The organism is Bacillus sp. SJS (genome assembly GCF_000732485.2).
GTDB lineage: Bacteria > Bacillota > Bacilli > Bacillales > Bacillaceae > Metabacillus_B > Metabacillus_B sediminis.
In genome coordinates, this window is sequence record NZ_JAQV02000032.1 from 27,432 (window position 1) to 53,541 (window position 26,110).

The 26,110-nt window shown below is 42.7% G+C and carries 24 protein-coding genes; 12 read left to right on the forward strand and 12 right to left on the reverse strand.

Annotation, left to right across the window (positions count from 1 at the left end; all coding sequences use genetic code 11):
• The first annotated feature begins 99 nt into the window (after positions 1-99).
• Positions 100-1,134 carry an STAS domain-containing protein gene (locus AS29_RS20510; RefSeq protein WP_035413491.1) on the forward strand — a complete coding sequence of 345 codons (1,035 nt, stop codon included), beginning with the start codon at positions 100-102 and terminating at the stop codon, positions 1,132-1,134.
• 101 nt (positions 1,135-1,235) lie between these two features.
• Here the strand turns inward: AS29_RS20510 and AS29_RS20515 are convergent, their stop codons facing one another.
• The 5 genes from AS29_RS20515 to AS29_RS20540 all read right to left on the reverse strand — a co-directional run bounded on the left by AS29_RS20515 (position 1,236) and on the right by AS29_RS20540 (position 6,382).
• Entirely contained in the window at positions 1,236-1,436 is a 201-nt protein-coding gene (locus AS29_RS20515; protein ID WP_035413493.1) for a hypothetical protein, read from the reverse strand.
• A 348-nt stretch (positions 1,437-1,784) separates the two neighbouring features.
• Entirely contained in the window at positions 1,785-2,588 is an 804-nt protein-coding gene (locus AS29_RS20525; RefSeq protein ID WP_035413497.1) for a YusW family protein, read from the reverse strand.
• 74 nt (positions 2,589-2,662) lie between these two features.
• The gene (locus tag AS29_RS20530; protein ID WP_035413499.1) at positions 2,663-4,012 is read right to left on the reverse strand and encodes a UDP-glucose dehydrogenase family protein; all 1,350 of its coding nucleotides are present in this window, start codon (positions 4,010-4,012) and stop codon (positions 2,663-2,665) included.
• A 77-nt stretch (positions 4,013-4,089) separates the two neighbouring features.
• A complete protein-coding gene (gene galU / locus AS29_RS20535) occupies positions 4,090-4,983 on the reverse strand; it encodes a UTP--glucose-1-phosphate uridylyltransferase GalU (RefSeq protein ID WP_035413500.1) in 894 nt (297 codons plus the stop codon).
• Between the two features lie 43 nt (positions 4,984-5,026).
• Positions 5,027-6,382, reverse strand: coding sequence for a glycosyltransferase family 2 protein (locus AS29_RS20540; RefSeq protein WP_231890001.1), 1,356 nt, complete (start codon positions 6,380-6,382; stop codon positions 5,027-5,029).
• A gap of 708 nt (positions 6,383-7,090) precedes the next feature.
• On the opposite strand from AS29_RS20540, the gene AS29_RS20550 reads away from it, so the two are divergent.
• The 7 genes from AS29_RS20550 (at position 7,091) to AS29_RS20575 (ending at position 14,123) form a co-directional block, all read left to right on the forward strand.
• Complete coding sequence (locus AS29_RS20550; protein ID WP_035413505.1) at positions 7,091-7,792, forward strand: ABC transporter ATP-binding protein; 702 nt, start codon at positions 7,091-7,093, stop codon at positions 7,790-7,792.
• Positions 7,789-10,122, forward strand: a complete 2,334-nt coding sequence (locus AS29_RS20555; RefSeq protein ID WP_035413507.1) for an ABC transporter permease — start codon at positions 7,789-7,791, stop codon at positions 10,120-10,122. Before AS29_RS20550 ends, AS29_RS20555 begins: the two co-directional genes overlap by 4 nt.
• Positions 10,123-10,147: 25 nt before the next feature.
• Complete coding sequence (locus AS29_RS20560; RefSeq protein WP_051860885.1) at positions 10,148-11,314, forward strand: MGDG synthase family glycosyltransferase; 1,167 nt, start codon at positions 10,148-10,150, stop codon at positions 11,312-11,314.
• Positions 11,315-11,746: 432 nt separating this feature from the next.
• On the forward strand, positions 11,747-12,223 hold the full coding sequence (locus AS29_RS20565; RefSeq protein WP_051860886.1) for a hypothetical protein: 477 nt from the start codon (positions 11,747-11,749) through the stop codon (positions 12,221-12,223).
• Positions 12,220-13,245, forward strand: a complete 1,026-nt coding sequence (locus tag AS29_RS20570) for an alpha/beta fold hydrolase (protein WP_035413509.1) — start codon at positions 12,220-12,222, stop codon at positions 13,243-13,245. The genes AS29_RS20565 and AS29_RS20570 overlap by 4 nt, the downstream gene beginning before the upstream one ends.
• Before the next feature lie 19 nt (positions 13,246-13,264).
• Positions 13,265-13,432 (forward strand): hypothetical protein, encoded by a 168-nt coding sequence (locus AS29_RS21490; RefSeq protein ID WP_156506005.1) that lies wholly within the window; start codon positions 13,265-13,267, stop codon positions 13,430-13,432.
• Between the two features lie 79 nt (positions 13,433-13,511).
• Positions 13,512-14,123, forward strand: a complete 612-nt coding sequence (locus AS29_RS20575; RefSeq protein ID WP_035413511.1) for a DedA family protein — start codon at positions 13,512-13,514, stop codon at positions 14,121-14,123.
• 31 nt (positions 14,124-14,154) lie between these two features.
• On the opposite strand, the gene AS29_RS20580 is transcribed toward AS29_RS20575, so the two are convergent.
• Positions 14,155-14,676 (reverse strand): dihydrofolate reductase family protein, encoded by a 522-nt coding sequence (locus tag AS29_RS20580; RefSeq protein WP_035413513.1) that lies wholly within the window; start codon positions 14,674-14,676, stop codon positions 14,155-14,157.
• A 184-nt stretch (positions 14,677-14,860) separates the two neighbouring features.
• Between AS29_RS20580 and AS29_RS20585 the strand changes: the two genes are divergently transcribed.
• Positions 14,861-15,814 carry a helix-turn-helix transcriptional regulator gene (locus AS29_RS20585; protein ID WP_035413514.1) on the forward strand — a complete coding sequence of 318 codons (954 nt, stop codon included), beginning with the start codon at positions 14,861-14,863 and terminating at the stop codon, positions 15,812-15,814.
• A 75-nt stretch (positions 15,815-15,889) separates the two neighbouring features.
• On the opposite strand, the gene map is transcribed toward AS29_RS20585, so the two are convergent.
• Positions 15,890-16,636: a type I methionyl aminopeptidase gene (gene map / locus AS29_RS20590; RefSeq protein ID WP_035413516.1), complete on the reverse strand. Its 747-nt coding sequence runs from the start codon at positions 16,634-16,636 to the stop codon at positions 15,890-15,892.
• A 459-nt stretch (positions 16,637-17,095) separates the two neighbouring features.
• Between map and AS29_RS20595 the strand changes: the two genes are divergently transcribed.
• The 3 genes from AS29_RS20595 (at position 17,096) to AS29_RS20605 (ending at position 19,535) form a co-directional block, all read left to right on the forward strand.
• The gene (locus tag AS29_RS20595; RefSeq protein WP_035413518.1) at positions 17,096-17,881 is read left to right on the forward strand and encodes an SDR family NAD(P)-dependent oxidoreductase; all 786 of its coding nucleotides are present in this window, start codon (positions 17,096-17,098) and stop codon (positions 17,879-17,881) included.
• 136 nt (positions 17,882-18,017) lie between these two features.
• Positions 18,018-19,013: a DUF4003 family protein gene (locus tag AS29_RS20600; RefSeq protein WP_035413520.1), complete on the forward strand. Its 996-nt coding sequence runs from the start codon at positions 18,018-18,020 to the stop codon at positions 19,011-19,013.
• A gap of 12 nt (positions 19,014-19,025) precedes the next feature.
• The gene (locus AS29_RS20605) at positions 19,026-19,535 is read left to right on the forward strand and encodes a cupin domain-containing protein (RefSeq protein WP_035413522.1); all 510 of its coding nucleotides are present in this window, start codon (positions 19,026-19,028) and stop codon (positions 19,533-19,535) included.
• Positions 19,536-19,609: 74 nt separating this feature from the next.
• Here the strand turns inward: AS29_RS20605 and AS29_RS20610 are convergent, their stop codons facing one another.
• The 5 genes from AS29_RS20610 to AS29_RS20630 all read right to left on the reverse strand — a co-directional run bounded on the left by AS29_RS20610 (position 19,610) and on the right by AS29_RS20630 (position 25,764).
• Positions 19,610-20,839, reverse strand: a complete 1,230-nt coding sequence (locus AS29_RS20610) for a S1C family serine protease (protein ID WP_051860887.1) — start codon at positions 20,837-20,839, stop codon at positions 19,610-19,612.
• Between the two features lie 711 nt (positions 20,840-21,550).
• A complete protein-coding gene (locus tag AS29_RS20615; RefSeq protein WP_051860888.1) occupies positions 21,551-22,522 on the reverse strand; it encodes a class F sortase in 972 nt (323 codons plus the stop codon).
• Between the two features lie 84 nt (positions 22,523-22,606).
• A complete protein-coding gene (locus AS29_RS20620; protein ID WP_035413525.1) occupies positions 22,607-23,944 on the reverse strand; it encodes a hypothetical protein in 1,338 nt (445 codons plus the stop codon).
• A 109-nt stretch (positions 23,945-24,053) separates the two neighbouring features.
• Complete coding sequence (locus tag AS29_RS20625) at positions 24,054-24,779, reverse strand: nucleotidyltransferase domain-containing protein (RefSeq protein WP_035413527.1); 726 nt, start codon at positions 24,777-24,779, stop codon at positions 24,054-24,056.
• A gap of 19 nt (positions 24,780-24,798) precedes the next feature.
• A complete protein-coding gene (locus tag AS29_RS20630; RefSeq protein WP_035413529.1) occupies positions 24,799-25,764 on the reverse strand; it encodes a nuclease-related domain-containing protein in 966 nt (321 codons plus the stop codon).
• Positions 25,765-26,110 lie beyond the last annotated feature (346 nt).

Consider the following 26,110-nt stretch of genomic DNA (forward strand, 5'->3'; position numbering starts at 1 on the left):
CAAAAGGTTCCAAATCATAAGCATAGGCATCTTTTTTAAAGCCAAATGCCAGAATTATGTAGTATGATTAAAAAAGATGTAATTGAAAGGTTGTGTACGATGGAAAACGAACTAAAATCCTATACCGGCACCGAGATTCAGGTCGGCGGCTTGGAATTTAGCTGGGATCTTGATCAAGGTACTTTTAAATATGAAAAGGACGATGCCGTTCTTTTTTGGATTGATTCTGCAATGAAAATCTTTTTTGATACCATTGAAGAAATTTCAGGCGATAAAGCTGCTGCCGTCGTTCTTGAAACAGCAGGCTTCAGACAGGGCATTATTGTAGGTGATTACTTCAAAAAACAAAACCTTACACTTAATGAGGTAGCTGCCGTTCTTCCTAACACCTATGCCTCTGCGGGATGGGGTAAAATGGAAATATCTCAGGTGAACCACGTCAGAAAGATGGCTATCATTCAGGTTAAGGACAGCTGGGAGTATAAAATCAACAAAGCTCAGGGAAAAACGAGACGCGGTACATTCACTCCCGGCCACTTTGCCGGAATCTTGTCCGGACTATTCGGGGTAAACATTTGGTATAAGGTACTTAAAAGCCAAATTGAAGGAGACAGTCATAGTGAATTTGAATACTTCCCTTCTGAAATGACGGTTCAGCAAAACATTCATGAATTCGCACGCCAGGAGCAATCTGAGCAGATTCGAAGGCTTGAGTATCTGGTGGATGAGCGAACCAGTGAATTGAATGAATTGATAAAGGAAATTTCCTCTCCCATTATTCCTGTACTAGAGGGAATTGTCGTCGTTCCGCTAATAGGAAAATATGATGAACAGCGGTCTCATGATCTTGTCCAGGAGACACTCCTCAATCTTCCGAAGCAAAAAGCTGAATATATGATTTTGGATTTAACTGCAATGAGCGAGGACGTTACAAAAGGAACCGTTGAGTTTATAGACCGGCTTGCAACGTCCGCCTCTTTGATTGGCACTAAAACGATTCTGGTCGGAATTTCTCCTGAATTCGCGATATCCATTGCAAAATCGGACAATAATTTATCTGCGTTTAATTGCTTTAGCACACTGCAGCATGGAATATATTTTGCCCTATCGGAACAGGGCAGGCAGATTACGTAATTGCGGGAATAGTAGAAGAATTGACTTGAACAGTGCCAAGTCCTGCAGATTATAGAAGAAAGATAGGGTTTTGATCGTGAGCCTGCGTCCAGCAGGTTTTTTTATATTTTTCTTTTAATGTGTCCGCATTCTAAATTCCCCAGTTCAAAGCGCTCCATCATTTGTCTGTATGCTTCAACCTGTCCTTCAAGACGCGCTCTTTCTGTCTCACCAAGGTCCTGGGCTCCAAGCTTCTCGCATAATTCTTCACCCGTAGTTTTTAAATAGGTGGCAATTGCTGATTCATTAAATGTATTCACCATTGGTTATTCCTCCTTTTTTGTATTATTCTGGGTAATACCCTTTGGTTTGGAAATGTAATCCTTTGAGTAGGCTGATGGGGGCAAGTGTCTTTCGTGCTCCGTATTGGAAAGGAAATGACCTCCTTAACATCACTATTAAACTTGACTGCTGATTTCCGCTTCAGACACTTGCTTATCCTTGGACGGGCGGCGAGCCTCCGCAGCGCAGGCGCCTGCAGGGTCTCACCTGTCCCGCTTAACCCGCTGGAGTCTCGTGTCTTCCGCTTCAATCAGCATGTGTTAAAAATCACCTCCAGGCTTTGACGGAGGCATCAAAAAGACCGCCCTCATAAGGACGGTCTTTCTTGCTTATCTTTCGAAGTTGATATTCGCTTTTGTGTTGTTTTCAAACTGAGACTGAACTTCCACTTTCGTGATGTCCGTCACTTTCATTCCAAGTGTTTTGGAAAGCTGATCAAGGTATCCATTCCACGTAACATCTTTAGCAGGAATGACGCTGTCTTTAATTCTTAGCGCTTCAAGCAGGGCATAGATGCCTTTATATTCTTTCGTGCCGGCTGCTGTTTTCTTTTCGATGATTGCTTTAACGCTGTCGCCGTGAGCAAGGTATGTTACATGGTAGTAGTAGCCGTTCTTGTCTTCTACTTTCATGTAAAGCTTGCTGATATTGTAAGGATTGATAACGGCTGATTTTTCACCTTTTTTGAAGGAGAAGTCTACAGTTGCCATGTTGTTAAACCCGACTGAAGCTTTTGCACGCTGAACGTCAGAAGGTTTTACTCCAAGAGCATTGGACAAGCGTTTGATGACTTCCTCTTTGCTTAAGTTCAAGGAAAGATCAAGATTTTTCACAAACTCTGCAACTTTTTTGTTTGCTTCTTCGCCTGTTACTTCAATCGTTTTATTGCCGGATTCTTTTTTAATAGAAACCTTAACGATTCCTTTTTCTTCCTTGTAATCCACTTTGTACTTCGCATCTGTTAGTTCAATTGTGCCATTGAAGGTATCGACTGTTTTCCATAGGGAATTCACGTCAATTTTCTTCACTTGCTCAATTGTTCCCTGCGGAAGCTTAACTTCCGCTGCAGATGCTTGACCTGCCACGTTGACTGCAAGTGCTGCCGCCAATACTGCTGAAGCGATTTTCTTCATTTTCTTAGCACCCTCTCAAAGTAATTTAGTTACATGGATGCCGACCCTAAGCTGTAAGTTTAAAAATCTATGGATTAAAAGGAAGCAGCAAGAATCGATTCCTGCTCTTTTTCACCTGTAGGGAGGACTGCGTCGCGTCCGATTGAAATGTACTCAACGTGAAGCTTCTGCGCCTCTTCTGCTGTATAGCAGTTGCGGCCGTCAAATACGATTGGATTTTCCATAAACAGTCCAGACATTAGAAGCGCTTTTTCTACAATTTCTTTCCAGTCTGTTAAGATAAAGACTGCATCCGCTTCTTTGATTGCATCTTCAATTTGTTCTGCATATTGAACTTCTTCCGGCAGAATCGCTTTAGCATTTTCAGCAGCAATCGGATCATAGCCGATAATTTCTGCCCCTTCTTCTACCAGCTGTTTGGAAACAACAATTGACGCCGCTTCACGCATATCGTCCGTTTCAGGTTTGAACGCAAGACCAAGCAGGGCAATACGCTTTCCTTCAAGAGATCCTAAACGTTCTTTAGCCTTTTTAACCAAAAGCGTTTTTTGGTTCTCATTGATTTGGATAACGGATTTCAGAAGGTGGAAATCATGGCCGTGATCCTGAGAGATCTTCACAAGTGCATGCGTATCCTTCGGGAAGCAAGAGCCGCCGTAGCCGATTCCCGCATTAAGGAATTTGCTTCCGATCCGTGCATCCATTCCCATACCGTTTGCCACTTCATTTACATCAGCGCCCACTTTTTCGGAAAGATTCGCAATTTCGTTGATAAAGGAAATCTTCGTTGCCAGGAAGGCATTTGCTGCATACTTGATCATTTCTGCACTGCTGATGCTTGTTTTTAGAATAGGAAGTCCGAATGGCTTGTTGATTTTTTCAATGATATTAGCTGCTTCAGCGTCGTCCGCCCCGATGACAATGCGGTCGCCATTGAAAGAATCATGGATAGCCGAACCTTCTCTTAAGAATTCAGGATTTGAAACGGCTTCCACCAGGTAGTTGTCCTGAAGATTGGCCATAACCAATTCGCGCACCTTGTAATTTGTTCCGAGCGGAACGGTACTCTTTGTTACGACCGTCACGTCGCGGGTGATGTTTTGGCCGATATCTCTTGCTGCTTTGTAGATATAGGAAAGGTTTGCAGAACCATCGTCAGACTGAGGAGTACCTACAGCAATATAAACAACATCTTTGTCTTTAAGGCCAATGATGTGGCTGTCTGTGAACTTCAGGCGGCCAGCCTCAATGTTTTTCAGCATTAATTCTTCAAGACCCGGTTCATAAATAGGGGAAATTCCTTTTTGAAGCAATTCTACTTTTTCAGAATTAATATCCAGGCACGTCACGTCATGCCCGATTTCAGAAAGACAAACTCCAGTAACAAGACCTACGTATCCAGTTCCGATAATGGCAATATTCATGATTATTCCTCCTTCTAAGCTTTACACCAAGACGTGCTTTTCCCAGCTGCAGCTGCAGCTGGGAACCAGTGGCACGTTTACGATAGGATGATTTCTTTCTCTTTTACAAGGCTGCTTAAATATTCGTGAACCTGATCTCCAAGGTCTCCACGCTCAAGAGCAAAATCAATGGTTGCTTTTACAAAACCGAATTTGTCTCCAACATCATAGCGTTTGCCTGCAAAGTTATAAGCTAGTACAGTTTGTGATTCATTCAGTATTTTGATTGCGTCAGTAAGCTGGATTTCGTTTCCGGAACCCGGTGGAAGCGTTTCAAGGATACTGAAGATCTCAGGCGTCAATATGTAACGGCCCATAATCGCATAGTTGGAAGGAGCTTGCTCAACCGCAGGCTTTTCCACAACTGTTGATAGAGATAGAACATCTTCTTCAAGTGTCTTGTTTTCAAGAGGAGCAATGATTCCATATTTGGAAACATCTTTATGCTCCACTTCCTGAACACCCAAAACAGAGGAATCATATTTTTCGAACACATCTATGAGCTGTTTTAAGCATGGAGTTTCGGACTTAACGATGTCGTCGCCAAGCAAAACGGCAAAAGGCTCATTTCCGATAAAGCTCTCTGCGCAATGGATCGCATGTCCAAGGCCGCGCGGCTCTTTTTGGCGCACATAGTGAATGTTTGCCATGTTGGATATCGACTGAATTTCCTCTAGCCTTTCAAACTTGCCTTTTTTGTAGAGCGTTTCCTCCAGCTCATAGGATTTATCGAAATGATCCTCTATGGCACGCTTACCGCGTCCGCTAATGACGAGAATATCTTCAATCCCCGATTTAATTGCTTCCTCCACAATGTATTGAATTGTTGGCTTGTCTACAATTGGGAGCATTTCCTTCGGCTGAGCTTTCGTAGCGGGAAGGAAACGGGTGCCTAAACCGGCTGCAGGAATAATCGCTTTACGTACTTTCATTAAAACCTCTCCATTCACATAAGATTCATCTCATCAGGCTAGCTTAGCCGCGTGTACCCCAAGCAGTTGAGCGAATAGTCAGAAGCGCCCAGAAGCGAAGCGGGCAAAGCAGGATTAGGAACAGCAAACCATATAACGGTGCGAGCAAGAATGTAAACGGCCTCTTGTAGGCGTAAAACACGTTACGGGCATAAGCCGATATAACAACGTAAGCCAAATAGTAAATGAGCATGATCCAGCCCATGGTCGTAGACGTGAAGTAGATGGCAAGAATCAGTGAAATACCAAATGCAATCCAAAGGAACATTTCAAGCATGACCCATACAAAAACGTTCGGTTTCGTAAAACCAATTTTCATCGCAACAAGACTCTCACGGAAAAATGATTTATTCCAGCGTGATTGCTGCTTAAGCAGTGTGCGCAAATCTGTTGGAGCATCTGTAATACAGCGGGCAGTCGATTGATAAAGTGTCTTTCCTTCACGAATCGCATAGTTTGTCAGGCAGCGGTCATCACCAAGCTGAACCTGCTGTCCAAGGAACATTTGGTTTCCGTAGTGATCCAGGTTTTTCATTACTACTTCGCGTCTGTATGCACTTAATGGTCCGCTGCATACCAGAACATTATTTGTAACCGAGTGAGCAGCACGCTCTACACGGAAGGCATTGTCGTAGCGCATATCAATAAGACGGGTAAGAACATTATCAGTGCGGTTTCGGATATTTACGTGCCCTGTTGTAGCTGATACTTCAGGATTGTTAAATGGTTTTAGCAATTCGCGGACAGCGTTTGGAAATACAGTACAGTCTGAATCTACTGTTATAAATACATCTCCAGTTGCTTTTTCGAAAGCCCAGATTTGCGCATGGCGTTTCCCTTTATTTTGAGGAAGGCGATGAACAATCAAATTCGGCATTTTATAGTTGCCTTTAGCCAGCTCAGCGGCTGTTTCACCAATACCTGACATAAGGTTTTCTTTAAGTTTTAAAGTCGCCTCATAACCAGAAATGTCCTTGCTTCCATCATCAATCAGGAAAATTTCATGAATTGGATAATCCTGCTTCAGAATACTTTCGATGGTGCCAAGCACAGAATCGGGTGATTCATTATAGGAAGGTATAACGACTGATACTTTCAAATCAGGTGGATCCATCATGACTTCCTGATATTTGAAGGAAAGAAGCATTTTCCCTAATAGGTAGGCAATCATTACAGAACCATATAGACCGATTGTTAAATTCAACTTATCAGACGCAGTCCAGTTCACATAGAAAAGGGCCGCTACTGTGATCACGAACAAAGAAATAACGAAGGTCTTTTCCCTCGTGGATAATTTCTTTTGTGTGTTCATTTCCTGCGATTCTCTCATCGCAGACAGATCCTGTTCAACTTTAGCCATACTCGTTCTCCTCTCAAATTGATTTTGGCTCCCTCACTTCTGCCGCATGGCAATCAGCTGCGGAACTTTCATCTCGTTCAGATTAAGGAATTTTCCAAAACGCATCAACCTGCCGTTATGCCCGTGACTAAATTCATCCCCTCTTCAAGAAAATGTGAGAAATTCAATCTTTTCAAGGATGTAAGCGTTCTCCATAACAACTTCGCACTTCCTTCACTTTGTAATATTAATGTAATAATAAAAACCCCTACAAAATTGGGGCTTTGTTTAAACCTGTATTTTATATATAGGAATAACTAATAACCGTTCGTAACTTTTGTAATCAAACTGTAATATAAAATCTCAAGTTATTTGCATATTTTTTTGATTATTAAGGATTTTATAGAAATTTGCCGGAAATTGCAGAATTGTTAAGAAAAATGAGGAAACAGTGCTAAAAAAATAAACCTTTTTCGACAAATTTCGTCGATATTCAACAATAGTAATGAGAAGGATTTCATATAACCGATGTCCTTTCCTACTATAAAATTCCATAAATTCAACTTTTTCACGGTGTTTTCCTGTGAACATTTACGTAATGGAGCTTCCACATGGGGTTTATGGGGGTAGGGACGCGGTTGCTAATCTTTATGGCACATGATATTTAATGGTATGGAGGCAAAAGAAGTTATTTGATGATAATGCTAGATATGCTTGTGAGGTGCTGGAATGATTGAAACCGCAGAGATTGAAAAAGTGTTCGCAAACGGGAATGAATGGCATCACGCGCTTAAAAAAGTGAACATTAAGATACAGGAAAATGAATTCGTTGCAATAACCGGTAAATCAGGGAGCGGCAAATCCACTTTGCTGAATTTGCTTTGCGGGATTGATAAGCCTTTTAAAGGGAAGATCTCCATCAACGGCACAGAGATTACCAATCTTTCTAAAAGAAAGCTAGCGAAGTGGAGAAACAGCGATATCGGAATTGTGTTTCAATCCTTTCATCTCCTGCCAAGTCTTACGCTTTTAGAAAATGTAATGCTTCCAATGGAGTTTTCCCCTATAAAAAGGAATAAGAAACATCGGGCGCTTGAACTTTTGAGATCTGTAGGACTTGCAGAGAAGGTTCATATGTTTCCTGATTATGTATCCGGCGGGGAAAAACAACGGGCGGCTATAGCACGATCATTAGCTAACGATCCACCAATTCTTTTTGCAGATGAGCCGACGGGAAATCTCGACACAGAAAATGCGAATCATATAATGGAACTATTCTTTCGCCTGATTCATGAGGGGAAAACGATTGTGATGGTAACCCATGATCTGGAGCTATCAAAAAAAACGGATCGGATCATTCAAATGAAGGACGGAATGGTAATAGAAGATCAAGGTCCTTTAGCTTCTATACAAGGGGCTGGCGGATCATGATGCCTCTCTTCGCCAGAAAACCGCTTCGGGACCTAGGCAGGCAAAAAGCAAAAACGCTTTTAATCCTGCTATCTATTATTATCAGCCTGTCGATTGCCGGTATCATTTTGCACACTAAGCTTCAATTTGAGGCGGCTTTAAAAGAAAGCATGAATCAATCCCATGTTTCAGACGCAGCATTTTACACCAACTCATTCCAGACTCTGCCTGCCAGACTCCATAAGCTGGACGGAATTAAAGAAGCAGAAGCAAAAATTTCCGTCCGTGCAAGGGCAAAAACAGAGGAAGGATTTAAAAATATTGAAATCGCGGGTTTGCCGGATCAGCAAAATTATCAAATCGGTCAAATCCATCTTTATAAAAATCATCCTTCAGATGCTGCTTCCTATGCAGAGACCACCACACTGCAGCTTTTCCAGTGGAAAGCTGGACAGAACATTGAGCTTCTGATTCCAGGTGAAAAACAAAAAAGCCTGAAGCTATCAGGAACCGTCACCGATCCTTCCAGGATACCAGCACCATTCAGCGGGACGGGATACCTTTATTTATCTTCTGAAGCATTAAAAAAACTTGGTGTTCCGTTAACGTATACTCAAATTCTGATTGAATTTGAGGAAGGCACAAGCAAAGAAGAACGAGATCAGCTAATCACAAGAATCAGCAAGGTTTTGAAATCATCGGGTATCACATCCTATCGTACCGAGCATGCTGAGGAAACCTATTATATAAGGAATACACTGGTATCAGCCATTCTTACCGTCCTCATCTGGTTTGGCCTCTTTTCGTTAGTCCTTGGGTTTATCCTGATTACTCACCTCTTCCATCGGGTCATTGCCGAGCATGTAAAAGAGATGGGGATCCAGCGTGTGGTAGGTGCACCGCTATCATTCATCTGGAAGCAATATTTCCTTTACTTAGGGATCATCGGAAGCATCTCGTTCATGTGCTCCGCCGGGGTCAGCTATTTTGGCAGCAAATGGGCTGTCCGGTATTTGGCAGAAGAGCTGAACATTGGCTCATATACGGAAACCATTCATCCTTTAGTTGCTTACCTGCTGCTTTTGTTATCCTTTGCAATACCTTATCTTGGAGCATTCGTACCAATCCAAAAAGTATTAAATAAACCGCTCACCGATACATTGAGGAATGTGCCTCATTCCTTCCCATCCCAAAAAGCTAAAAAGAGCTTTGGAAGGTTTTCACTAAGTGTCCTTTCGTGGAGGCATGCTTTTTCCAAGAAGGGGCAAATGGTTTCCAATATCCTGATGCTTTCGTTTGGAGGAGCCATTATTATATCCTGTCTGGCACTGAACCAGACGCTGAATAGTCATCTGAACCAAATGAATAAATTTTGGAATTATGATCAGGAATGGTCTGTAAAAAGCAAGCTTCCAAAATCTGAAATGACAGCACTATTTAAGAAAACAGAGGGAGTAAGCGAAGCAGAGGGCTGGACCGTCCGCAATACGGAAATCAAGCTTGATAAAGGGGGTAAGCACAACGCCCTCCTAATGGCTCTTCCTGAACGTTCAAAATTGATTACACCTGCTGTAAAAGAAGGACAGTGGCTCAAGCGGGGCGGAAAACCGGCCATTGTCATTAACGAAGATCTTCGCACCATGCTTGGCAGCCCCAAACCCGGTGAAAAGGCTGAGCTGCAAATCGGAAAAGAGAGAAAAACATTTTATATAGAAGGAATAATCGGAAGCCAGCTAAGAGGCCCCGCTGCCTACATGGGCGGAACGGATTATGAGAAATGGCTTCTTGCAGATACTGCAAACCGGATTGCCGTAAAATTAACGTCCGGTGCAAAGAGCGGGAAGGTCTCAGAACAGCTTGAGAAACAGTTAACAGATCAAGGTGCAGCAGTAGAAGGAACGGAAACTATTCAAGCTATGCAGGAACGCCCGAAACAGATTATCGGATTGATTGTTGCATCCATTTTAGCAGCGGGAATTTTATTTACCGTTCTTGGATTGCTTAACCTGATGACCGCTACGAGCATGAACGTATATGAAAGGCAGAAGGAAATCGGGATAACGAGGGCTATAGGCGGGTCCTCTGGAAAAATTCTTCGGATGTTCGCAGCAGAAAGTTTAATCATAGCCATGATCAGCTGGAGTCTTGCAGCTGCCTTTTCTTACCCGCTCAGTCATTTTCTTTGCATGCAAATCGGCACCGCCCTTCTCGGCTCTCCATTGCAAAGCGGATTCTATTTAGACGGAATTTTCATTTGGCTTACGGCAAGTATTGTCATTGGACTTGGTGCATCAGCAGTGCCTGTTATAAAATCTCTGGCAAAGCCACTGCCTAAAATGCTCGAGGATTAACAGCTGAAAAAGAGGAGGCTTCAAAATGAAGAAAATATTGGTTTTGCCTTTATTTAAAATGGAATCCGGTCACCATAGAAGTGCCAACGCGTTAGTAGATGCCTTTCAAAAGCATGATCCTGAAATACAATGCGAAAAGGTAGACTTTTTAAGCTATGTAAATGGAGGTCTCGAAAGGTTCGTATCGAATCTTTATTTAACTTGGATTAAGAAATTTCCGAAGGCATACAGCACGTTCTACCATCTCTTTTTCAGCAAAAAATCGAGCATGCTCCAATCTGCTTATGAAGCCGTTTTTCTTGAAAAAATGGAACAGCTGATTGAAGTTAAACAGCCTGATTTAATCGTCTGCACACACAGCTTCCCTTCCTTCCTTGTCGATAAGCTGAAGCGTTACGGAGTATGTGATGTGCCGGTTTTAAATTTGTACACAGATTTCTTCATAAACGGTTTATGGGGAAAGGAACAAGTGGATGTGCATTGTGTTCCTAGCAAGGATGTGAAAAATGAATTGCTCCAAAGGGGGATTCCAGAAAATAAAGTGATTGTTTCAGGGATTCTTGCAAATGATCGGTTAAATCGGAGGAAAATGAACCGTCAGCATGATGAAAAGATTCATGTCATTCTTTCCGGCGGAAGTCTTGGACTTGGCAAAAATCTTTCGAGTTTAATCAAAACTTCCAGTAGCGGCCTTGTTGAATACAAGGTTCTATGCGGAACAAACAGGGCCCTTTTAGATAAAGTAAACAGCCTGAATTCTTCTCACATTACAGCCCTGCCCTATATTGCTTCTGCAGAGCAAATGAATCAGCTTTACAGCTGGGCGGATGCCATTGTTACGAAACCCGGGGGAGCAACGATTAGTGAGGCAATCAGAAAGAAGCTTCTCATTTTTATTCATTCTGTTCTTCCTGGGCAGGAAGAAATTAATCTAGAATACTTGTCTGAAAGAGGATTAGCGGAAACAATTGATGTCCGGGAATCCTTTGAAGATCAGCTGCTTTCTGTTGTCAGCGATTCAAGTAAGCTGTTTGCCATAAATAAAGCACGCCATCTCTATATGAATGAACTTGATGTCCGTTCCTGTGCTGAACTTGCTTCCCTCATTGAACAGAAGCTCTTTGCAGGTAAAAAGACACCAAAAGAAAAGTATTTGAATGATCTTTTCTCCAAGCTTTACCGCAGTCTTTAAGCTTTACCATTTCTGCGATTTTTGTACACATGATAATAGATAAACGTGCAGCCCACTGCCAAGACGCCAATATGTGCCCACATGAAGGCTGCACGGAACATTTCGATAAATGACATTTCTCCCATCCTCTCTGGATAATAAATAGGAAGTTTTCCTAATCCTTCTTGACTATAATATCGTCTGAAGGCCTAGTTTTTTAACTATTTATCTATAAAATAGTTATATTTACCTACAACTTTAAACTTATGGGTATCCCCACAGTCTACAAGGCTTATCCATCATTTTAATCACATTTAGCAGAAATAAACTTATACTGTAATGTGATTGATAATAGAAGGTTCAAACGGCAGGCAGCGCAATGTCCTTATTCTGCTGTCAAACAAAGAAATTCTATTATACAAGCCCTAAAAAATTGATGGAAAGGAACATCTTATGTCAGACATGAATCCTCAAGAAGCATTGGCACTGATTAAAAAGACAGGGACTGAGCTTGAAAGAAGCATAAATGATACCATCCAGATTCAGCTGAACCGGGAGGAATTATTGAATCTCGTAAACATGGCTGCCCCATTCATTAAAAGGGCGTTCGATCAAAGTCAGGAAATTTCTGAATTTCTTTCCGTTCCTTTAAATTTCCCTACTAAAAGGGATTTCGTCCGGTTAGCGAATCTCTCTATTCAAATTGAAGAAAAGCTCGATCAAATCGAAGGCTACCTCTACCAGCTTGCCAATCAGGGAACCACCCCTGCACCATCCCTTCCAAGTACTGAAACACCGGCACTTATTGAACGAGCAAATCGGCCTTCTCTGGCAAGAAGCCGGGCAAATAAAGAACAGCTAAAACAAATTCTTATGCAGCATGCACTTCATTTAAATGCCCCATCCGCAAAGGAAACCACCAAAAAATGACTCCCTTCGAAGAAATATACGAGCAGGTAAAAAAGTGCGCCCTTCTTTTGCAAACTCCTGAACCGCCTGTAGGGCTAACTGACCGAACAGCGGTTTGGAAGAAGAATAAGGCTGCTTTATGGTATTATCCTGCAAAAGAGAAAAAGTACCCCGTCCCTTTATTTCTAGTTTATTCGCTTGTAAACAAAGCATTCATATTGGATTTAGCACCTGGATACAGCATGATTGAAGCATTTGTTAATGAGGGCTATGATGTCTATTTGCTGGACTTTGGCGCGCCAGGCTATGAGGATAAAGATCTTACTATTGATGATTATGTGATCAACTATATTCAGGAAGCAGCCCGAAGAACACTTCGTCATTCAAAAGCGGCAGAACTAACGGTTATCGGCTACTGCCTTGGCGGGACAATCGCAGCTATTTATGCAGCCGTTACCGACGATCCAATCCGCAATTTGATTCTTAACGTAGCTCCTATTGATTTTCATCAATACAAGGTATTCGATAAAATCGTAGATGGTATGAGAAATGGAAAAGCTGATTTTGATCCTTTATTCGACGCCCTTGGGATTATTCCTGCAGGCTTTATGAAAGCAGGCTTGCGAATGGTCAGCTACCCTGTTTACTACAGTCCTTATTTATCCCTGCTTTACAGAGCAGATAATAAAGAATATACGGATTATTGGAGAAGATTCAATAAATGGACGCAAGGCCACGTCCCTTTTTCCGGAGAGGCGATGAAGCAATTCGTTCGTGATTTCGGCAGAGAGAACAAGCTCATTAACGGAGGATTGCAGATTAGCGGAAAGGATGCGAGCCTTTCCAACATTAAAGCCAGTTTGCTCGTCATCTGTGCTGAGAGCGATAAGCTCGTTCCAATGGAACTAAGCACAGCCATTATGGATCTTGTTTCAAGCCACGATAAAACGCTTGAAATACTTAAAGGCGGCCATGCTACATTTACAGTGAAGAACGGTCTGCCAGGATACCTTAGCACCTGGCTTCATGAACATTCTTCTTAATAGAGAGAGGAGGATCATTTTGTACCTTCTGGGTCTGCACAGTGATAAAAAAGGAAAATCTGCAGCCGGTATGGCATCTGTTGTCTATATAAACTACCTAAAGTCTGATAACAGCCCTGCCCTATTCAATGATTTAGCAGAGTCTTCGTACTATAACCGCATCACTCATTTTCCTTTATACCGATAATAAGGAAAATCTACCAGTTTGAGCGGCTCCTGACATAGGGAAATAATAAGTAACTTATATTTGTTGGGAAGGGGCCGCCATGCTTGAATTTATTATTGGGATTTTAAAATCATTTGGTATTTGGGGACTTCTGGGCGGAATTGCAATCGAGGCTTCTTCCGTTCCATTCCCCGGCTCTCTTTTAACTTTGGCATACGGGTTTGTCCTTGATCAGCCTATGTCAAAATTGATTTGGATTGCCATACTTGCAAGCATTGTATACACGATTTTCTCCCTCATTCCTTACTGGATAGGGGCAAAACTGGAACATAAAATGAAAAAGAAGTTTCAGCGCAAAAAAAAGACAATCGAGAGAACCCAGCGCTGGTTTAAGAAGTGCGGAATTTGGAGCATCGCCCTTTCAAGGCCGCTTGGAATCGGAAATTACATTTCCTACGTTTCAGGATTATCAAAAGTAAAATTAACCCCTTTTCTTATTCTGACTTTTATTGGAGTATTTCCGCTAAATATCGCTATGCTATGGCTCGGATCTGCAGGAAATCTCGGTTCCGTTCAGAAGTTCATGTCCAATATGCAGACCGTTATTTTCATTTTACTCGGCCTTGCATTGGCAGGTTATCTTATCTATCGATTCTTTATTAAGAAAAAAAATTGTGATGCTGACGAGCAGACTGAATCCAGTTCAGTGTAAAAAGGAAAAGGATGGGAACCCCCATCCTTTTTTATTGTTTCTTATCATACGAAAGCATAACGATCTCATTGTAGATTTGTGTATTAGAAAGTTTAAGGTTGTGCACGGGAAAGTCTTGTTTAAAAAGCGGAATGCCCTTTCCTAATAAAACAGGGATGACCGCAATCATAAATTGATCCACAAGCTTCTCCTTCAAAAATTCCCGGATGAGATCCCCTCCGCCAATAAGCCAGATATCTTTCCCCGGCTGCTCTTTCAATTTCGAAATGAGGCTGGATGGACTGCCTTTCATGAAGGACGCATATTCATCTCTGCCTTCTTTTTCATTTGAAAAGACATAGCAATCCATTCCTTTATAAGGGAATTCCATATCAAAACCAAGTACCTGCTCGTACGTTTTCCTCCCCATAACCACCGTATCGATGTTTTCTATGAGTTCACTATATCCATTATCTCCTTCTCCTTCGGCTTCCTCAAGCCAGTCGATATCTCCATTCTCTCTGGCGATGTATCCGTCCAGACTCATGGCGATATATAATACGGTTTTCCTCATCGCAAATTCCTCCTTTAGTATTGAGATTCGTTATAATGATAAACATATAACCTGACAGAAACTGACGTATTTCATGAAGAGGATCTGTTAAACTTGGCTGTTGATTGCAGTTAGCAGGCGCTCGCTTTCCACTCGTTAAAATCAGCATCAGGCTTTAACAGAGACTATGAAAAAGGAGATCCGTATGAATCGTTCCAAAAGGCTTTATGACCTCTTAACATACATAAACAGGAGAGATTCTTTTACAGCCAGGGAATGCTCTGAAGAATTCGGCGTCTCAATCCGAACGATCCAGCGTGATCTCGAGGAACTAAGCACCTGGGGCGTTCCATTTTATTCGGAACAGGGCAGACATGGAGGCTACCGGATGCTAAACAAAAATCTGCTCCCGCCTATTCTTTTCTCTGCCGATGAAGCTGTATCTATCTATTTTGCCTATCAGTCATTATTTTATTTCCGCTCTCTCCCCTTTCAGATTGATATCGAATCAGCTCTTCAAAAATTTTATTCAAATCTGCCTCAGCACAGCAAAGAAAAGCTGGACCGGCTGAAAGACACGATTACTTTTTGGTCCCCTTCCAGCCATTTGGCTGAAGCTCCATACCTTCAAGAAATTGCAGATGCTGCAATTGAAAAACAAATTGTGGAGTGGCTTTATGATTCAAAAGGCGGTCAGAATAAAAGAGAAGTCGTTCCCATCGGTATCTATGCCCACGGAGGGCTCTGGTATGTACCGGCTTACTTAATTGAAAAAGAAAAAATTTCCCTCTTCCGTGCAGACCGGGTACTTGGTATTACAAGGAAGGGAAAGAAGATGGAAGGACTCCCCACTTTAACGGAGTGGTTTTTGCAGGATGAGACTACGCAGAGCCATTCCATGCTGGATATCCGTTTATCGAGGGAAGGAGTAAGACTTTGCAAAAGCCATCCAATTCTTCAAACTGGTTTGAGTGAAGAGAAGGATGGCAGCGGTTTTATCCGCAGACAAATGGACCCTGCGGAAATCAGCTACACCGCCACCCTGCTTCTCTCACTTGGAGGAAATGCTGAAGTTTTGGAGCCAGAGGCATTACGCCAAGAAATGAAGGAGCATGCAAGAGTATTGGTCGACCTCTATGCGGATGGGGAGAAACAATAAGTGGCTGAAGCGAAATGCACACCTGCCCATGCTATAAATAAAAAAGGCGGAACAGCGGCTGTTCCGTCTTTCAAATTAATGGGCTGTTAAAATAAGAGGTCCATCTGCTGTAATCGCGAGTGTATGCTCAAATTGCGCACAGCGCTTTCCATCCACCGTTCTTGCAGTCCATCCGTTTTTATCCATTTTAGATTGCCACGTTCCGGCATTCACCATTGGCTCAATGGTAATAACCATGCCCTCTTTTAAGCGCGTGCCTTTTCCCGGAAGCCCATAGTGAAGAATGGTCGGGTCCTCATGCATCGTTTTTCCGATTCCATGTCCGGTAAAATCTCTGACAACTGAGAAGCCTTCCCCTTCTACATAGGATTGAATCGCATGTCCGATATCCCCTGTACGGTTGCCGGCAATGGCTTGTTCAATCCCTTTATCCAGTGACGTTTTCGTTACGTCCATGAGTCGTGAGGACTCTTCATCCAATTCCCCTATTGCATAAGACCAGGCAGAGTCAGCAAGACCCCCATTTAAATTAACCACCATATCAATCGTGACGATATCCCCGCTCTTAAGTTCTTTTTTACTTGGAAATCCGTGACAGATTTCATCATTCACCGACGCACACGTTGCAAATGGATAGCCATGGTAGCCCTTCTGCTCGGGAGTGGCTCCATTGCTTTTCAGAAACTTTTCCACAAAGGTATCAATTTCAAGTGTTGTAATCCCTGGCCGGATCATCATGGCAATCTCTTTATGGGTTTCGGCTAAAAGTCTCCCTGCTTCATGCATGAGTTCTATTTCTCTCTTACTTTTTAACTGGATCATCTTAACGCTCCTAACCGGTCATTATTTCCTGCTTATAAACGATACCATATTACAGTTTGTATGAGCTAACCTCCTGCACTTTATTTCGTTAGCATTAACAGCAGTTTCTTCTGGAAATCCCTTATTAGCCTATATGTGCGGCTTCATCAATAAACCATTTCCAAGCCAAATATGCCGTCTCAAAGTTCTCCCTTTTAGCATGTGTATCTCCAGCATTTTATACGCGTACAGCATGCACTCCATTATCATTCTAATTTGGTGTCCTATTTTGTTTATGTACCTTTTTAACAGGCAGTTGGAGCGCATATAAACTATCTTAAAATAAAAAATGAGATACATTTTTCATCTTAATTTCCGAAAGAAAATATTGCCTATTCGTGTGTTAACAGGTTTTGTTTTTACTATTTTAGGCTATGTATATCCTAAACACAAACTTAGATTAATAAGGGAGAGATTCTTATGTCAGAAAAACGTCCGCTTGCATTAATTACCGGAGCTTCCTCCGGTCTTGGCCTTGAGCTATCCAAACAATTCGCCCAGAACGGTTATGATCTGGCCATATCAGGATCAAGTGACCGTATTTTTGAAGCAGCAGAAGTCATTCGCGGCCTTGGAGCTAACGCTTATCCCCATCAGGCAGACGCGGCTTCATACGATGGTGTTGAAAGCTTCTGGACCTTTGTGAAAGAATTAAACCGGCCGGTTGAAGCAGCTGTCCTAAACGTTGGAATTGGTCTTGGAGGGGCATTTGCAGACACAGATCTCGAAGAAGAGCTTAAGCTGATTTCCATCAACATTACAGGTACGGTTCACATGGCAAAACGCGTGGTTAAACATATGATCCCAAATGGCCGCGGTAAAATTCTAGTGGTCTCATCCATTGCTGCAACTCTTCCAACCCCATATGAGACTGTATATGGACCTTCTAAGGCATTTGGTTTTCTATTTGCAGAATCGCTGCGTGAAGAACTGCGCGAAACAGGCGTTACGGTCACTGCCATCCTTCCAGGGCCGACGGATACAAATTTCCACTCTAATGCAGGAATGGGCTCAAGCGAAATCGGTTCTTCTAAGAAAAACGATAAAGAGCTCGTAGCCAAACAGGGCTTCGAAGCACTAATGAACGATGTAGATCACGTTGTTGGCGGAGATGAAGCAACAAAACAGGAGGCAATGGAAAATCGAAGTACCCCTGAGCCAGAGAAGGCCGCCCGCCATGCAAAACGGGCACGCCTGCAAAACTAAGGCAGGATTTACTCTAATAGAGTTAAAAGGATCTATAGCTCACCTCCAACCCTTAAAGTTGGAGGTGATTTTTCATTCATTGGAACTTTTTTTATCCTTATCCGTATTACTGGCAGAACGAATGGAGGGAAGCGCTATGGAACATGTTCAGCACAAACTCGATCAATACAGTCATATCTTTCTGCTGTTAAAGGATGAACTGAAATGGAAGGTCTCTGACCAGAGAATTTTAATGATGGCCGCTTCTTTTTATTCTGGTTCCAAACGGCCTTTCAACCTTCCGCACTATCTCAATATATGTGATTATATGAAAGCTTACAGCGGAATGTTTTCTCCATTTAAATCCTACCACCGCTTCATCACAGCTGCTATCCTTGACACAAGGTACGAAGATCCCTTTTCCAAATTTGACGAAATGAACCGGATTCACGATGAATTTGTAAAGGCCGGGTTTCGAAAGGGAATCTTTACTTATATCTCTGCATTGGCATTCATGGGAACAAATACTCCAGAAGAGAGAATCCATGAAAAAGCCGCAAAAGCGCATACCATCTACTCCTATATGAAGGACCAGCATTTCTTTCTTACATCTGCAAGTGACTATCCGCTTGCTGTTCTTCTCGCTGAAGGAGAGGAACGGACAGAGGACATTGTAGGGTTAATGGAATCTTATTATGACCAGCTGAACCGAAGCGGGTTTAAAAAAGGCAATGAACTGCAATTTTTAAGTCATATTCTATCTCTAGCAGGTGCAGCAGCTTCTCAAAACTTAGTGGACCGCTGTGTTCAAACCGCTTACACACTGGAGAATCACGGCTTTAGATTAAAAAGAAAAAACTATCCGGAAATCGGTCTGCTTTCTTTAATTGACAGTCAAACCTCGGATATAGAAAACCTTGAAAGTGCCATTAGCCAGCTGAATGCTGCAAAACATTTTAAATGGAATAAAGAAATGAACTTCACGGTAGCCGTCCATCTAATTGCCAGTGAACGCTTGGAAAACACAACCGTGCTCGGAACCGGATTTTATACTTCCATCGAAATCATGATGCAAGCTCAACAAGCCGCTATGATTGCCGTAGTTGCAAGCTCAGCCACCTCTGTCTCTGACGGCGGCGGGGGCGGAGAATAAGGAGGAGAAATGATGAATCACTTTGAAAATCGAATTGAAACTCTCCATTTCAAAAGGAGCGGAATGATACCAAACCACCCATCCTTTCCCGTACTTTTATATAAAGGACCGATCCTTGAACATGCCAGCAGGATTGAAGAACTCTTTAACCGGAATAATTGGCTGAACAGCTGGAGAAACGGTATTTTTCCTTATCATCATTACCACAGCAATTCTCACGAGGTACTTGGTGTGATTTCAGGTTATGCCGAGGTGCGGATCGGAGGAGAAGATGGACAAGACATAATGATTCAAACAGGCGATGTTATCGTTCTCCCTGCTGGAACCGGTCACAAAAAACTCTCATCCTCCGCCGATTTTAAAGTGGCAGGGGCTTATCCTGAAGGTATGAACCCTGATCAATACTCAGAAAGCGACCCTCTCCTTCAGGAAACCATCGCCTGTATTCAATCCGTTCCCATTCCAGTTCAGGACCCGGTCACTGGCGGAATCGGACCTCTTCATTCACATTGGAAAAAATGACAAAAAAAGGCCTGCTTCCATTGAATGGAAGCAGGTTATTTATCTATTTAAGAGGGGGGAAGGGTACTGCTAATCTATTCTTGAGCAGTGAGCGTAAGCGTGACCTCCTGCTTTTTGCCATCGCGATAAATCGTGACCTGTACCTTATCGCCAATGGACTTGCTTTCATAAAGGTACTTTCTCAGCTCACTGGAATTTTTCACTTTTTTACCATCAAGGGCCGTAATGACATCGCCTCTCTCTAGTCCTCCTTTTTCAGCCGGAGAACCCGATTGAATGCTATCCAGGTAAACACCGGTAGTCATTCCTTCCGGAAGACCCAGCTGCTCACTCGCAACTTGTGGCGGAATCTGCTCAATATCCCCAAGGGAAACTCCGAGGAACGGACGATCAATCTGTCCTTTCTCCATCAGCTGTTTCGCAATCGGCATCACATCATTGCTCGGAATCGCAAATCCGAGACCCTCTACACCGTTTTGGCTGATTTTCAAGCTATTGATGCCAATGACCTCACCATTCATATTAATAAGAGGGCCGCCGCTGTTTCCTGGATTAATGGCGGCATCCGTCTGAAGAACATTTAATTCCCAAGGTCCCTTCGACGTATCGATTTGGATGCTGCGGTTCGTTCCGCTAATAATTCCCTCCGTTACCGTGCGGGAGAACTCAATGCCAAGCGGATTCCCGATTGCAATGACCTTTTCACCTGCACGAAGCCTAGAAGAGTCACCAATTGGCGCTACACTCGGAGCCGCCTCCGCATTAATGCGAATCACAGCCAGATCGGTTAAAGGATCTGCGCCTACCAGCTCGCCCTTTACCTTTTTCCCATTAGAGAAAGAAACGTCAAGCGACTGTGCTCCTTCAACCACGTGATTATTCGTCAAAATAAAAGCATCCTTGCCATCCTTTTTGAAAATTACACCAGAGCCCGTACCGCTCTCCTTAGCCGTGTTACTAAAGCTCTCCTGACTTTGCTGCAAATTCGCAATTCCCACAATCGCAGGGGATAATTTTTCAGCCACATCCGCAACATTTGTTGAATGACTTACCGCCTGAACGTTAGTGGATTTGGAAGCACTCTGTGATGCAGTTTGCTGAGTAGGAGCTGATTGTACAGCCGGCGATTCCTGCTGCTTATCAAGCATCGGATAAACCCCAAGCACAATCATCCCTCCGACCACACCGCTCGTTATAGAAGAAAGAACCGGCTTCCAGCGGCTGGGCTTAGACGGTTTCTTTCCACCCCCATAGCGGCTTGAAGATTCCTCATTATGATTTGAATGTTCATCATAGTAACCCATCATGAATTCCTCCTTAACATTCACTAGTCCTCTTTGCTTATGTCCTAATCTTATAAGAAGAATTTGGTAAGAGAATGAGAGAATGATGTGAAATTATGAGAAAAGCGGAGGCGGCTTGCTTAGCCCTGAAAGACGGTGGAGCTCTCGACCGAAGGGCGCTTTTTGCCCTGACCGAGAGAGCGAAGCGGCCGAAGGGCTAGCCGCCGAAGCTGGACAATGAGAAAAGCGGAGGGCGCTTGGTCATGCCAACTGGGACATTGGAGCCCTCGACCGAGAGGCGTTCTTTACCTCGACCGAGGGGGCGAAATGGCTCTGCGGCATAGCGGCTGGAGCTGAACAATGAGAAAAGCGGAGGGCACTTGGTCATGCCGACTGGGACATTGGAGCCCCCGACCGAGAGGCGTTCTTTGCCTCGACCGAGAGGCGTTCTTTGCCTCGACCGAGGGGGCGAAATGGCTCTGCGGCATAGCGCCCGAAGCTGGACAATGAGAAAAGCGGCCAAGCGGCTAGCGCCCGGAGCTAGACAATGAGAAAAGTGGAGGCGGCTACTAGTAAAGATGTTCTGCTAAAGGCGCGACGTCCTGTCGCAACGCAGAACTGCCTGCATCGTGCTGCGGCCTCCGTGAGAGACGGTGAGAGAGTTCATGCCTTGAGGTATAAACCCTAAATAATACAAACAAAATCCCGCCGAATAGCCAGCGGGATTCTTTATTATTTTTCAGTTGACCATTTTGCAAAATGGGATTCCTGTCCGTAAATATCGACAGACGTGACGGAGTAGATGGAACTCTCTGAATCAGGATCTAAATAATTTTTACGGTCCAGAGAAGATACACTTCCTACTTGCTCCTTCGTTCCATTACTGTTCTGGCGATAGACACGGTATCCGATAATTTTTTCATCCCTGACCGCATGCCATGAAACCAAGTTTCCTTTTACCTCCACTTTAGTTGGAGCTTCCGGATTTTCCGCATTTGTTTCAATCTGTTTAACTAAATCGTCTCTGAGCTCCGTATACACGACAAGACGTTCTTCATGAGTTCGGTTAGAGCGGTCAAATGTTCCTGTACAAGTAATTAAGTTTAAGTTCCGTCTGCTTGTACTGCCAAAAATATCATCTAAAGGTGCTTTATCACGCGGATAGCTTACCTTGTTTTTTACAATAAAAACAAGCTCTTTTCCCTGATTGTCCTTCACTTTAATTTCGTCGCCTTTTTCAAGCTTCTTAAGGTTGTAAAAGACAGCCGGACCTGTCTTATTATCTACATGACCGGCTAAAACGGCGTTTCCTGCATTCCCGACCTTGGTTCCCGGTTCAAACCAGCCGATATTATTATCATCTTTCGGAACATCCATCTGACCGCTCGGAAGGGTTCCTACATTTTCAATACTGGCCGAGACATTGATTTTAGGAATTTCCACCTTCACCGGCTCCAATCCTTTAAAGGCGGAGGTCAATCCGTTCATGGATTCAATTTGCTCTTTGATTCTTGGAAACTCCTTATTAAGAGGAAGCTTTGTCTTGATCACAGCTGGAATGACATCTTTCTTTTCTTCTGTCTTTCTCTCTTGCTGCGTTGCATTAACCGCTGGCTCTTGGTTGTTTAAGAAAAAATAATCAGCTGCACTATAAATGAATAGGGTGAACAGTCCTACATAAACAATTGAGAGGAACCATTTCACGAAAACACCTCCGCTTCAAAAAGATGGTAATCATAGGAAAAAGAAGAGAAGGAGTTCTCTTCTTTTTTTCCTATTCCCTGTCTATTACTTATTCATTGCTCGTTTGCGAATAACTAATCCGCCAGTCAGAGCCAAAATTCCAGCAAGTGCAGCATACATCATGTATGGAGACTGGTCATTTGCTGTACCGCCCATACCTGTTTTAGGCATATCAGAAGGCATGTTTTCTGCCATGAACTTGTCTGGCATTTGTTTTACGATTGCTCCTCCAAGTGCTTCACCTACTCCGTACATGTAAGCATACCCTTCACGGAATGAAGCTGTACTTGATTCGTAGTCTTTCGCTACATAGCTATCAAACGTTTTGATGACTGTGTCTTCATGTCCTTTTACTGCCGCTTGAGCATCTGCAGTAGGAAGGTTTTCTTCGGTTGCTGCACCAAGGAATGCACCAAATTCTTTAGAGAACATGCTTAGAGATTCTTTAGCTGCTTTTACTTTTTCTTCATCACCTTGTGCAGCAGCTGCAGCTAGATCAGCTTGTGCAGTGATGTGTTTAGACTGCCATACTTTTTCAAATTGTGCTCCGCCTTCTTCACCATAAATTGAAGCGATGGCTGCTTTGAAATCAGCTGTGTGCATATCTTCAGCCCAAGTTGCGAAATCGTAATCTTTTGCTCCATCAAAGCCTTTTTGCATACCCATTGCTGCTAAAGCAAAGTGCTCAGAAGCAAGCATATTCAGGTTAGATCTTAAATCGGCAGCTGGTGTATCTGCTTTAGAGTTTTCGAATTTTTCAGGCATTTGAGAAACGATTGCTGTTGATAATGCTTTAGAGATGACAAACATCCGTGCGTAACCTTCGCGGAAAGCTGTGTATGATGCTTCATAATCACCTTTTACATGCATATCGAATGCTTTCATTACATCATCTTCATGTGCACGAAGAGCTTCTTTTGCTGCTGCTTCAGGAAGTTTTCCTTCAGTAGCTGTTCCAAGGAATTTAGCGAAGTTGTCAACAAATTCCTGAACTTCAGCTTCAGCTGCTTTGCGTGCTTCAGCATCTCCGCTTTTCGCTGCTTCGACTAGAGAATCTGTGTATGTGTTATGACCAAGGAAAATTTCTTCAAACTGTGCTGCGCCTTCTTTACCGTAAATAGATTCAATGGCTGGCGTCATATCTTTTGCATTTTGATTTAGTGCTGCTTGTACTTGTTCTGCATCGGCAGCTCCGTCATATTTCTTCGTCATGGACATTACTGCTAAAACAAAGTGCTCGGATAACAGCTGGTCCAAAGTCGATCTAAGATCTGCTGCCGGTGTAGAAACCGTCGGCTGTGCCTTTTCTCCTGCGGCCATAGCCATAGTCGGGATAAAAAGCAGTAAAGCCATCATCATTATTAGTATTCTTTTCATATTCATGTAGCTGTTCACTCCCTTGTTTTTTGTTTTACATATAGTAAACGGGACAGTTTACCTAATGGATCACTTTTTTAAAAATAAAAAAACAGATTCCTTATCGAAATCTGCTTTAATGCCAGGCTATTTTAATTGTATTTTGAAAAAGGAGATTCAGTTCTTCGGTGGGATCTGCGGGATTTTGTCTTAAAGATACGGCGTACGCTCTCAATTCTTCCAATTCACGGTGAATAAAGGCCTGCATTTCTTTATTTAAATAAATGGGATCCGTGTAACCGGATTTCTTCATATTTATAATAGGTGCCCAAACAGAAGATTCCATTATGTTCGGAGGAAAAGTACCATGATCCCTAATCCAGCCTGCGCTTAGGATAGAACGAATAAGATTCAGGAGTGGCTTCATTGGTATCGCTCCTCCGCTGATCTTCCTCTCATTTGCTGCGGCAATATTTAAATAGTGGAAAAGCGCCGGTTTTGGCTGAAAGTATGTGCGGTTCAATGAACGGAGCTCATCGGCAACGGAAAAACGATCCTCATAATACGTATCAGCATAGAGCCACTCCAGTAAGGACGGATTCGATTTCCTGAAAAGCCTCAGTGCCTTCGTCATCTCCCATCCGCTTATATCCAGGTTATCGCTGACCGGCACCTCTATCACATCTCTTTCTTTGTCTATAGAAAGATACCATTCCGGACGGTGGATATAAATAAAGCGCACATCATAATCACTTTTAGCTGATGCATAGCCGAATGCGCGGCTGCCCGCTTCGACAGCGAAGCAGATTTTGACTTGGTGGGTGGATTGGATTTTTTGGAGGTGGGTGGTGGGGATGGGCATTGGGAGACTCCTCTCGTAATTATACTAATTTTGAAACATCATAAATTCTGCCTTTATTCTCTCCATTTTGGGGAACTTTCAGCTGTTTAATCAATCTGTATGCCAATTTAGGTGATTGAATTTCAAGAAAGGCTCTCAACTTATTATTTGTTAAGTTAGTGGAAAATAAAAGACCATAATCTTTAATAGCTTCCACATGTTCATCTAAAGATTTAAACTGGCAGCTTCTGCATACCCATGTCCTGCAAGTTCTATGCATAGGGACGGCACTGCATTTTGGACAAATTACACCTTTTTTTAATTCCTCTTTCTTAATACTATATTGTGAAAGGAGATCCGTATCTAACGGCACATGTGCATTCAATAGCTCTTTAGACACGCGTTTCAAACTTGATAATTGGATTTTTTTGGTATAAAGAGAACGAAGAGATTGAATTTTGTCAGGCAAATTAGAGGCCCGTAGTATCTTGTCAATATACTTCTCACTGGAGGATAATGTTTGAAGAACTGCGCGGGGATTCGTAATTACAATGTAATACTCAATTTGTAGTTCAGGAAGTTTCTTGTCTTTCATCCATAACGAAAGCAGCCTTGCATACCTTTTAGCTTGAAGAACCGGATCTGGAAAAACTTCCTCTCTTCCATTATTAATTCTTATGACCTGCTGGAAATGCGGATCAAACTTGACCACACCACTAATATTCTTTGACTCTAATATTAACAGAAAAGAATTAAATATTATTAAACTGTCAATTTGAAAATACTGATCCTGATAATAAAGTCTGAGATCGTTTACTATATAATAATCTCTCCCTTCTACTTCATTTAAATAATAATCCATTGAATACTCACCATTTAAACCTGCCAATCGCTTTGCTAAATCACCCTCAATCTCACTGTATTTAGAATGATTTTTGGGGAGCCTCCGCAATAGAGCCTCCTGTTTTTTGATTAAAATTGATTTCTCCCTTTGTTTTACAATCAATCTGTCACTCCCTTTCTATTTTACGATTTCGTCATTATTAGGAAAATGTCCTTCTACAGGAAAGTTTTCGTTTCAAAATAGTTTTATTCCGGGCTAAATATCTCTTTTCAAATGAATATTGGCTTCTGAATCTATATCTCAGTCTATATTTCGAATATTGAATCTGCTATCGGACATTCACCCTCTTTTATCGGACTCTCATTTCAGGATATCGGACCCTCGCTACCTTTTATCGGACACTGTTATCCTTATATCGGACATTGCACCAGTTATCGGACATTCGCCCTCTTTTATCGGTCACTCATTTCAGGATATCGGACCCTCGCTACCTTTTATCGGACGCTGT

Excerpts from the sequence above, each read along its gene's own strand:
- AS29_RS20510 (WP_035413491.1), top strand. The coding sequence starts at position 100 with ATGGAAAACGAACTAAAATCCTATACCGGCACCGAGATTCAGGTCGGC.
- AS29_RS20605 (WP_035413522.1), top strand. The coding sequence starts at position 19,026 with ATGAATCACTTTGAAAATCGAATTGAAACTCTCCATTTCAAAAGGAGC.
- AS29_RS20585 (WP_035413514.1), top strand. The coding sequence starts at position 14,861 with ATGAATCGTTCCAAAAGGCTTTATGACCTCTTAACATACATAAACAGG.
- AS29_RS20575 (WP_035413511.1), top strand. The coding sequence starts at position 13,512 with ATGCTTGAATTTATTATTGGGATTTTAAAATCATTTGGTATTTGGGGA.
- AS29_RS20550 (WP_035413505.1), top strand. The coding sequence starts at position 7,091 with ATGATTGAAACCGCAGAGATTGAAAAAGTGTTCGCAAACGGGAATGAA.
- AS29_RS20570 (WP_035413509.1), top strand. The coding sequence starts at position 12,220 with ATGACTCCCTTCGAAGAAATATACGAGCAGGTAAAAAAGTGCGCCCTT.
- AS29_RS20600 (WP_035413520.1), top strand. The coding sequence starts at position 18,018 with ATGGAACATGTTCAGCACAAACTCGATCAATACAGTCATATCTTTCTG.
- AS29_RS20530 (WP_035413499.1), bottom strand. The coding sequence starts at position 4,012 with ATGAATATTGCCATTATCGGAACTGGATACGTAGGTCTTGTTACTGGA.
- AS29_RS20565 (WP_051860886.1), top strand. The coding sequence starts at position 11,747 with ATGTCAGACATGAATCCTCAAGAAGCATTGGCACTGATTAAAAAGACA.
- AS29_RS20525 (WP_035413497.1), bottom strand. The coding sequence starts at position 2,588 with ATGAAGAAAATCGCTTCAGCAGTATTGGCGGCAGCACTTGCAGTCAAC.
- AS29_RS20515 (WP_035413493.1), bottom strand. The coding sequence starts at position 1,436 with ATGGTGAATACATTTAATGAATCAGCAATTGCCACCTATTTAAAAACT.
- AS29_RS20610 (WP_051860887.1), bottom strand. The coding sequence starts at position 20,839 with ATGGGTTACTATGATGAACATTCAAATCATAATGAGGAATCTTCAAGC.
- AS29_RS20540 (WP_231890001.1), bottom strand. The coding sequence starts at position 6,382 with ATGGCTAAAGTTGAACAGGATCTGTCTGCGATGAGAGAATCGCAGGAA.
- AS29_RS20620 (WP_035413525.1), bottom strand. The coding sequence starts at position 23,944 with ATGAATATGAAAAGAATACTAATAATGATGATGGCTTTACTGCTTTTT.
- AS29_RS20625 (WP_035413527.1), bottom strand. The coding sequence starts at position 24,779 with ATGCCCATCCCCACCACCCACCTCCAAAAAATCCAATCCACCCACCAA.
- AS29_RS20580 (WP_035413513.1), bottom strand. The coding sequence starts at position 14,676 with ATGAGGAAAACCGTATTATATATCGCCATGAGTCTGGACGGATACATC.
- map (WP_035413516.1), bottom strand. The coding sequence starts at position 16,636 with ATGATCCAGTTAAAAAGTAAGAGAGAAATAGAACTCATGCATGAAGCA.
- AS29_RS20555 (WP_035413507.1), top strand. The coding sequence starts at position 7,789 with ATGATGCCTCTCTTCGCCAGAAAACCGCTTCGGGACCTAGGCAGGCAA.
- AS29_RS20595 (WP_035413518.1), top strand. The coding sequence starts at position 17,096 with ATGTCAGAAAAACGTCCGCTTGCATTAATTACCGGAGCTTCCTCCGGT.
- galU (WP_035413500.1), bottom strand. The coding sequence starts at position 4,983 with ATGAAAGTACGTAAAGCGATTATTCCTGCAGCCGGTTTAGGCACCCGT.
- AS29_RS20560 (WP_051860885.1), top strand. The coding sequence starts at position 10,148 with ATGAAGAAAATATTGGTTTTGCCTTTATTTAAAATGGAATCCGGTCAC.